Source organism: Rhizobium sp. Rhizsp42, assembly GCF_047304155.1.
Lineage (GTDB): Bacteria > Pseudomonadota > Alphaproteobacteria > Rhizobiales > Rhizobiaceae > Rhizobium.
Map to the genome: position 1 here is coordinate 1 of NZ_JBGLYS010000076.1, position 8,021 is coordinate 8,021.

An 8,021-nucleotide genomic window follows, 5' to 3' on the forward strand; every position below is an offset into this window, starting at 1 on the left:
CTCCCCGCTTTTGCAGCTTGTAAACCAGCGCCATTCTTTGCTAGCAGAGGCGACCGTTTTCAGACCCGCAAGGTAGCGCCTTCCCCGTGGAGGCAAGGAAAGTGACATGCCCGATCTGCTGTTAGAACTCCGCTCCGAAGAGATCCCGGCCCGCCTGCAGCGCAAGGCTGCCGGCGATCTGAGGAAGCTTGTGACCGACGCGCTCGTCGAGGCGGGACTTTCCTATGAGGGCGCGCGGGAATACTGGACGCCGCGCCGCCTGACGCTCGACATTCGCGGGCTGACCGCCCGCTCCGCCGATGTGCGCGAGGAACGCAAGGGACCGCGCACCGACGCCAACGAAAAGGCGATCGAAGGCTTTTTGCGCGCGGCTGGTCTGTCCTCGATTTCCGAGGCGCAGGTGCAGAGCGACCCGAAGAAGGGCGATTTCTACGTCGCGATCATCTCCAAGACCGGCCGCAGCGCCGAGGAGATCATCGCCGAGGTGATGCCTTCGATCATCCGCGACTTCCCCTGGCCGAAGCCGATGCGCTGGGGCAAGGCCTCGTCGCAGCCGGGCTCGCTGCGCTGGGTGCGGCCGCTGCAGTCGATCATCTGCCTTTTCGGCACCGAGCATGAGGAAACGACGGTCATCCCGTTCGAGATCTCCGGCATCGTCGCTTCCAACATCACCTACGGCCACCGCTTTCATGCGCCAGACGCGATCACCGTCAAGCGCTTCGACGATTATGTCGCGAACCTTGAGAAGGCCAAGGTCATCCTCGATGCCGAGCGCCGCAAGGACATCATCCTGCACGACGCCCGCGACGTCGCATTCGCCAACGGCCTGGAACTGGTCGAGGACGAAGGCCTGCTGGAAGAGGTCTCCGGTCTCGTCGAATGGCCGCAGGTGCTGATGGGCAGCTTCGAGGAAGCCTACCTCTCGATCCCGTCAGAGATCATCCGGCTGACGATCAAGACCAACCAGAAGTGCTTCGTCACCCGCAAACCGGGCGAAGAGACGCTTTCGAACAATTTCATCCTCGTCTCCAACATCGAAGCGACGGATGGCGGCAAGGAAATCATCCACGGCAACGGCAAGGTCGTGCGCGCCCGTCTTTCCGACGCGTTGCACTTCTGGAAGCGCGACCAGGGTGACCTGCCGGATCTGGAGACGCTGGAGGCTTCGGCCAAGAAGTTCAGCCTCGACCTCGAGAAGCCGCTCGACCAGCGCATGGCCAAGCTCGATGCGCTGAACGTCACCTTCCATGCCAAGCTCGGCACGCAGGGTGAGCGGGTGGAGCGCATCCGCGCCATGGCCGCCAAGGTCGCCTTCCCCGCCGGCGCCGACTACAAGCTGGTCGACCGCGCGGTCGTGCTCGCCAAGGCGGACCTGCGCACCGAAGCCGTCGGCGAATTCCCCGAGCTGCAGGGCGTGATGGGCCGCAAGTACGCCGTTCTGCAGGGCGAAGAGGCCGTCGTTTCGACCGCGATCGAGGAGCATTACAAGCCGCAGGGCCCATCCGACCAGCTGCCGCAGGACAAGGTGGCCATCACCGTGGCGCTCGCCGACAAGCTCGACACGCTGATCGGCTTCTGGGCCGTCGACGAGAAGCCGACGGGCTCCAAGGACCCCTTCGCGCTGCGCCGCGCAGCACTTGGCGTCATCCGCATCATCCTCGAGCGCGGCGTGCATCTGACGCTGCTTCCGCGCATCGTCAGCCACATGGCGCGCATCGACATGGATATCGGCAACACCGTTGCCGCCGACGACATGTCGCGCCAGCTCGACCTCTTGTCCTTCTTCCACGACCGCCTGAAGGTCTATCTGCGCGACCAGGGCGCCCGCCACGACCTGATCGACGCAGTGCTGACGCCCGAGACCGACGATCTCCGCATGGTCGCCCGTCGCGTCGAGGCGCTGACGCATTTCGTCAGCTCCGAGGACGGCAAGAACCTGCTCGCCGGCACCAAGCGCGCCGTGCAGCTGCTGGCCGCCGAGGAGAAGAAGGGTACCGTGGTGGCCGATGGCGTTTCGGACGCGCTTCTGAAGCTCGACGCCGAGAAGGAGCTGTTTGCCGCGATCAAGACGGTTTCAGCCGAGGCATCCGGCGCGATCGAGAAGGAAGATTTCCGCTCGGCGATGGCCGCTCTGTCGACGCTGCGCGCGCCTGTCGACCGCTTCTTCACCGACGTGCTCGTCAACGACGAGGACGCGGCGATCCGCGCCAACCGCCTGGCGCTCCTGCGCCTCATCCGCGAAGCAACCGGCACCGTCGCCGACTTCTCGAAGATCGCCGGCTGATCAGCCGACGATGCCCAAAGTGATCACCGCCAGGACCGCGTAGCGCGCGGTCTTGGCGATCGTCACCAGAAGCAGAAAGACCGGCAGCGGTTCACGCATCACGCCGGCAACGACGGTGATGGGATCGCCGACGATGGGCAACCAGCTTGCCAGCAGCGACCACTTCCCATACCGCCGATACCAACGCTGCGCCCGATCGAGCGCCACCTCCCCCACCGGAAACCACCGCCTGTCGCGAAAGCGCTCGATGCCGATGCCGAGCAGCCAGTTGACCAGCGAACCGAGGATATTGCCGACGCTGGCGACCACGACGAGCAGCAGCGTGGAATATTGCCCGGAGAGAATGAGCGCGACGAGGCCGGCCTCCGACTGCGCGGGCAGGATGGTGGCCGCGATCAGCGAGATGGCGAAGAGGCCGGCATAGGCTGCAAGCGTGGTCATGTCGCGCTGGGCTCGGTGGTCTGCATGGTGGGGCTTTCAAATGGCGACGGGTGGCGTTTGCGTTTTCATGAACATGTTGCGGGGCTGGGCGCAAGCGTTTGGGACGTTGAATGGCGAGATCGGCATGTCTTGACATGATATCACATGCGATATCATATAACCGCCATGATCGTCGTTGATGCTAATGTCATGGTTTCGGCTTTGCGATCCTCGAAAGGCGCCTCGCATCAGCTTGTGCGCGAGATGCTTACTGGTGGTGTCGCCTTCGCTTTGTCGCCGGCGGTGGCGCTGGAGTATGAAGATGTGCTGAAGCGGCCGGGCATTCTCGGCAAGGCTCCCTGGCTCAGCGAGAGCAAGATCGACATCTTGCTCGATGCGGTGTTCAGCAAGGCTGTGCTCGTCTCGCCGTGGTTTCACTTCAGGCCGTTCCTCGCTGATCCGAAGGACGACATCTACATCGAGTGCGCCCTGGCAGCCGGAGCCACCCTGATCATCAGCAACGACCGCCATTTCCGGCACCTCGCAGTCAGCGCCTTTGGCATGTCAGTCATGAGCGCTGGAAATTTCATCGCGCAAAGGAGACAAGAGACATGAGCACCTATCCTCTCAGAATAGCCGATCATGTGATGGAAGAAGCCAAGCGCGCGGCGGCGGAGGACAATGTATCGCTGAACCAGCTGCTTTCCGCCTTCATCGCCGACGGCATCGGGCACCGGCGGGCGATCATGAGCTTGAAGAAGCGCGCGGAACGGGGCGATGTGAGCGCGGCGCTCGCCATCCTCGACGGCGTTCCCGATAGCGAACCAGATGCCGGCGACGAATTGGTCGCTGCGAAGAAAACGAGCGGGAAGTAGGAAGGCAAACGGCTGGGCAGTGCGGTGTACTTGGAGTCTGTTCTCCGCAAGGTCCATTCACGTCGAGCCAACCGATATGGCAGCAGATGCTCGGGACGAGCCCGAGCATGACGTCTGAGGGTGGGGCGCCGTCCGCAAACCATTGAAAACAAAAGGCTTCCAAATTCTCGGCGTCATCCTCGGCCTCGTGCCGAGGATCTGAGCACGTCTCCAGGACTGCAACGTGAATGGCTCTCACGCCAAGCCGCACCACGGATCGCGCGCCCCCAATAAACCCGAAACAGCCGCCGGATCGCTCCGGCGGCTGTTGTCATCCTATCGCACGTTCCCGCAAACCTTACGCCGCGCGGCGTGTCTGCGCTGCCCCGTACTCAGCCTGGGTGCCGACGCGGAAGCCTCGGATGAGGTTCAAAAGTTCGTCGGTGTCGCTGGCGAGCGATTCCGCCGAGGCGGTCGTCTCTTCGGCCATGGCAGCGTTTTGCTGGGTGGCGGCGTCGAGCTGGTTGATCGAGGAGGTGATCGAGCGCAGCGTCGTGTCCTGCTCGGAGGCGCTGTGGGCGATCTTCGAGACGATGTCGTTGGCAGCCTTGATCTGATCAGAGATGCGCTTCAGCGCCTCGCCGGCCTCACCGACGAAGCGAACGCCCTGTTCGACCTGGCCGGAGGAGCGGGCGATCTGGTCCTTGATCTCCTTGGCGGCGGCGGCCGAGCGCTGGGCGAGTTCGCGGACTTCCTGGGCGACGACGGCAAAGCCCTTGCCGCTTTCGCCGGCGCGCGCGGCTTCCACACCGGCGTTCAGAGCGAGCAGGTTGGTCTGGAAGGCGATGTCGTCGATGACGCCGATGATCTTGCCGATTTCCTCGGAAGACTTCTCGATGCCGCCCATCGCCTCGATCGCCTGGGTGACCACGGCGTCGCTGCGGCTGGCCTCGGAGCTGACCGAGTGGACGCGCTGGCTTGCTTCATGCGCGCCTTCGGCGGTCTGGCGCACGGCGACGCTGAGCTCGTCGAGGGCGGCCGAGGTCTCTTCCAGGCTTGCGGCCTGGCGCTCGGTGCGCTGCGACAGTTCGTTGGAGGCGCGGCGGATCTCTTCCTTGCTGACGGCGATATCGCCGCCCTTGACCGAGACCTTGGACATGGCAGCCTCGAGATGGCCGAGCGCATCGTTGAAGTTGTCGCGCAGGGTGGCATATTTCTGGCCGAGATCAGCACAGCGGACCGTGAGATCGCCACGGGCGATCTGCTCCAGCGCCTGGCCGATGGTGGAGACCACATGGGCCTGCACCGCGGTTTCGTCACGCTGCATGCGCTGGTTGTTCTCGCGCTCGTCGTCGAGCGCCATCTGCTGGGCGGCTTCGCGCTCGGACATGGCGTGGCGCTCACGGACCTTTTCCTGCAGCGCCTTCGTGGCCTTGGCCATCATGCCCACTTCGTTGTTCATGTCGGTGTGGGGAATGGCGATCGTGACATTCTCTTCGGCGACAGCCTGGAGGGCGGTGTGGATGCGGGTCAGCGGGCCGGAGATGCTGCGAACCACGTAGAAGGCGGCGGCGGCACCCAGAAGCAGCACGACGAGGCCGCCGGACAGCGCCTTCAGCACGTCGGAGCGAACCTGCGCGTCGAGATCGTCAAGATAGACGCCGGTGGCGACCACCACCTGCCAGGGTTCGAACGCCTTGGTGTAGACGGCCTTGCGGAACTGCGCATCGGCCGGCTGGCCAGGCTTCGGGCCGTAGAAATCGACGATGCCACCGCCGGCGCGACCGACCTTGACGATCTCGTCGCGGTAAGGCTTGCCGCGGCTGTCGGGCGAGCCCTTGCTGCTTTTGCCGAGCTTCGGCGTATCATAGGTGATGCGCATGACGACGTCGTAGTCGTAGCCGATGAAATAGCCGTTTGGCTCGTAGCGGATCGACGAAAGCTGCTTGTATGCCAGCGCTTGGGCCTGCTCGCGCGTCAGCTCGCCGGATTTCTCGCGGTCGTAATATTGCTGCATGATAGACAGGCCGGATTCGACCTGGGTGCGCAGCATCTCGTTGCGCTCATGATAGATCGCGTTGGTCGAGGAGCGTATCTGCAGGTAGGAGGCGGCACAGAAGGCCACCATCAAGCCGGCGACGAGCAAAAACAACTGCCTGGAAATTCTAAGATTCTTCATTTGGCCTCGCAACGGAGCTCTGGTGAGATCATCCGGCGCGGTATCCTACCGCGTATGCGTCGGCGCCACGGCGCCCGACGCTGGTACTGCTGCGAAAACGACATGCGGCTACCGGTCGCAGCTAGAAATGGCCTGTTTTTTATAAGAAACACTTAACCAAGGACTAGATGATGTCCCAAACACGAAGTGGGCCCAAAGGCGGCGCCAGCCTGGGCCGGCGAAGTATAAAATAGAAAATGCGCCCCTGCTTCTCTTCAGGAGCGCATTTCACCACCCTTTTGAGGTGGAGCCCCGGATGACCAAAACTTTGGACGGGAGGGGCAGGGAACTTTAAATCAAGGCCTAAGCTTGAAATTAGAAACGTCGAGCGGGCGCGTTTGTTCCGCCGGCTGCCCCGCAGCGCCTGCAACGACGGGCTTGGTATCGGCGCTGATGACGGCCGACGTCGTCGCCGTATCGACACCGTCGACGGCGGCTGGGGCAGCGGCAACAGCCACCGGCGCGGGCGCCTTGGTCACGAACACGACGGGGGAGCCGCCCATCCAGCCTTCGGTGCGAAACAGCTTCTTTTCGCCGTCGACGTCGCGGATCTGCGAGTGCTCGAGCGCGCCATCGGCGAGCGTCGGGACGATATATTCCTTCTTGGCTTCCACGACCTGAAGCGGCGGGCATGTGGTGCAGGTCATCTTCAGGATGCTGCTGTCAGCCGATGCCGCATCGGCGCCGACCACGTCGATCGACGACGCCATGGCGGAACCCGCCATCAACGTACCGACGACACCCAAAACAACCGCAGAAACCTGACGCATGGAAACACTCCGTCTTACCTTGAACACAGGTTTAACGCGGCTTTATTTCCATCCCGTCAGGGGAAAGGGTAAAAATTTAGAGAACTGATCCGATTTCGATATCGGATCACGCTTTTTCGCGCTTGATCGCCTGCCAGCCGATGTCGCGGCGGCAGAAACCGTTGTCCCACTCCACCTTGTCGAGCAGCGCATAGGCGCGAGCCTGGGCCTCGCCGACCGTCTTGCCGGTCGCGGTCACGTTCAGAACGCGGCCGCCGGTGGCGACGAGCGCGCCATCCTTCAGCGCTGTGCCGGCATGAAACACCTTGGCACCCTCGCCCGCTTCGGGAATGGACTTGATCGGCGTGTTCTTGTCGTAGGAGCCGGGATAGCCCTTGGAGGCCATGACGACCGTCAGCGCAGGATCGTCGCTCCATTCGGCGGTGACCTTGTCCAGCGTGCCGGTGGCGGTCGCATAAAGGATCGGCAGGAGATCGCTCTTCAGGCGCATCATCAGCACCTGGCATTCCGGATCGCCGAAGCGGACGTTGTATTCAATCAGCTCCGGGCCCTTCTTGGTGATCATCAGGCCGGCGAAAAAGACGCCGGAGAAGGGATAACCGCTCTCGGCCATCCCTAGCATGGTGGGCTCGATGATCTCCTTCATCGTGCGCTCGACCATCTCAGGCGTCATGACGGGGGCTGGAGAATAGGCGCCCATGCCGCCGGTGTTCGGGCCGGTATCGCCTTCACCCACCCGCTTGTGGTCCTGGGCGGTGGCGAGCGCCAATGCGTGCTTGCCGTCGCTCAGGCAGAAGAAGCTCGCCTCTTCGCCATCGAGATAGGCCTCGACCACGACTTCGGCACCGGCGGCGCCGAACGCGCCTTCGAAGCAATCGTCGACGGCGGCAAGCGCTTCATCGACGGTCATCGCAACGGTCACGCCCTTGCCGGCTGCAAGACCATCGGCCTTGACGACGATCGGGGCGCCCTGCTCGCGAATATAGGCTTTGGCCTTGGGGGCATTGTTGAAACGCTGGTAGGCGCCGGTCGGAATATCGTAGCGGGCGCAGATATCCTTGGTGAAACCCTTGGAGCCTTCGAGCTGGGCAGCGGCGGCAGACGGACCGAAGACGGCAAAGCCTTCGGCGCGCAAGCGATCGGCCACGCCCGCCACCAGCGGCGCTTCCGGGCCGACGACGACGAAATCGATCGCGTTATCCTTGCAGAACGCAACGACGGCGTCGTTGTCCTCGGTGTTGACGGGGACGAGGGTCGCATGCTCGGCGATCCCGGGATTGCCGGGGGCGGCGTAGAGCTTGGTGAGTTCGGGCGATTGCGCCAGCTTCCAGGCCAATGCGTGCTCGCGTCCGCCCGATCCGATCAACAGAACCTTCATGCCCGTCCCTTTCCAGTTTGTGAGTGGCGGTTAAGGGGCTGGAGCGGAAAGGTCAAGCCTAAAGGCTACCAACCGCCACTCACAAACTGGAAAGGGA

The 8,021-nt window shown here is 63.2% G+C and carries 7 protein-coding genes; 3 read left to right on the forward strand and 4 right to left on the reverse strand.

Going from position 1 to position 8,021, the window contains the following annotated elements; all coding sequences use genetic code 11:
* Nucleotides 1–106 precede the first annotated feature (106 nt).
* Nucleotides 107–2,284, forward strand: coding sequence for a glycine--tRNA ligase subunit beta (glyS, locus tag ACCD05_RS31205; protein WP_413397520.1), 2,178 nt, complete (start codon nucleotides 107–109; stop codon nucleotides 2,282–2,284).
* Here glyS and ACCD05_RS31210 read toward each other — a convergent pair whose 3' ends face one another.
* Nucleotides 2,285–2,725, reverse strand: a complete 441-nt coding sequence (locus ACCD05_RS31210) for a YqaA family protein (protein ID WP_413397522.1) — start codon at nucleotides 2,723–2,725, stop codon at nucleotides 2,285–2,287.
* 144 nt (nucleotides 2,726–2,869) lie between these two features.
* Between ACCD05_RS31210 and ACCD05_RS31215 the strand changes: the two genes are divergently transcribed.
* Together ACCD05_RS31215 and ACCD05_RS31220 are read left to right on the forward strand one after the other, a co-directional pair.
* Nucleotides 2,870–3,319: a putative toxin-antitoxin system toxin component, PIN family gene (locus tag ACCD05_RS31215; protein ID WP_413397524.1), complete on the forward strand. Its 450-nt coding sequence runs from the start codon at nucleotides 2,870–2,872 to the stop codon at nucleotides 3,317–3,319.
* Nucleotides 3,316–3,579 carry a hypothetical protein gene (locus tag ACCD05_RS31220; RefSeq protein WP_413397526.1) on the forward strand — a complete coding sequence of 88 codons (264 nt, stop codon included), beginning with the start codon at nucleotides 3,316–3,318 and terminating at the stop codon, nucleotides 3,577–3,579. Before ACCD05_RS31215 ends, ACCD05_RS31220 begins: the two co-directional genes overlap by 4 nt.
* Nucleotides 3,580–3,916: 337 nt before the next feature.
* On the opposite strand, the gene ACCD05_RS31225 is transcribed toward ACCD05_RS31220, so the two are convergent.
* The 3 genes from ACCD05_RS31225 to purD all read right to left on the reverse strand — a co-directional run bounded on the left by ACCD05_RS31225 (nucleotide 3,917) and on the right by purD (nucleotide 7,924).
* The gene (locus ACCD05_RS31225) at nucleotides 3,917–5,737 is read right to left on the reverse strand and encodes a methyl-accepting chemotaxis protein (RefSeq protein ID WP_413397528.1); all 1,821 of its coding nucleotides are present in this window, start codon (nucleotides 5,735–5,737) and stop codon (nucleotides 3,917–3,919) included.
* A 335-nt stretch (nucleotides 5,738–6,072) separates the two neighbouring features.
* The gene (locus ACCD05_RS31230; protein ID WP_413397530.1) at nucleotides 6,073–6,546 is read right to left on the reverse strand and encodes a plant virulence effector HPE1-like domain-containing protein; all 474 of its coding nucleotides are present in this window, start codon (nucleotides 6,544–6,546) and stop codon (nucleotides 6,073–6,075) included.
* 106 nt (nucleotides 6,547–6,652) lie between these two features.
* Nucleotides 6,653–7,924 (reverse strand): phosphoribosylamine--glycine ligase, encoded by a 1,272-nt coding sequence (gene purD, locus ACCD05_RS31235; RefSeq protein WP_413397532.1) that lies wholly within the window; start codon nucleotides 7,922–7,924, stop codon nucleotides 6,653–6,655.
* Nucleotides 7,925–8,021 lie beyond the last annotated feature (97 nt).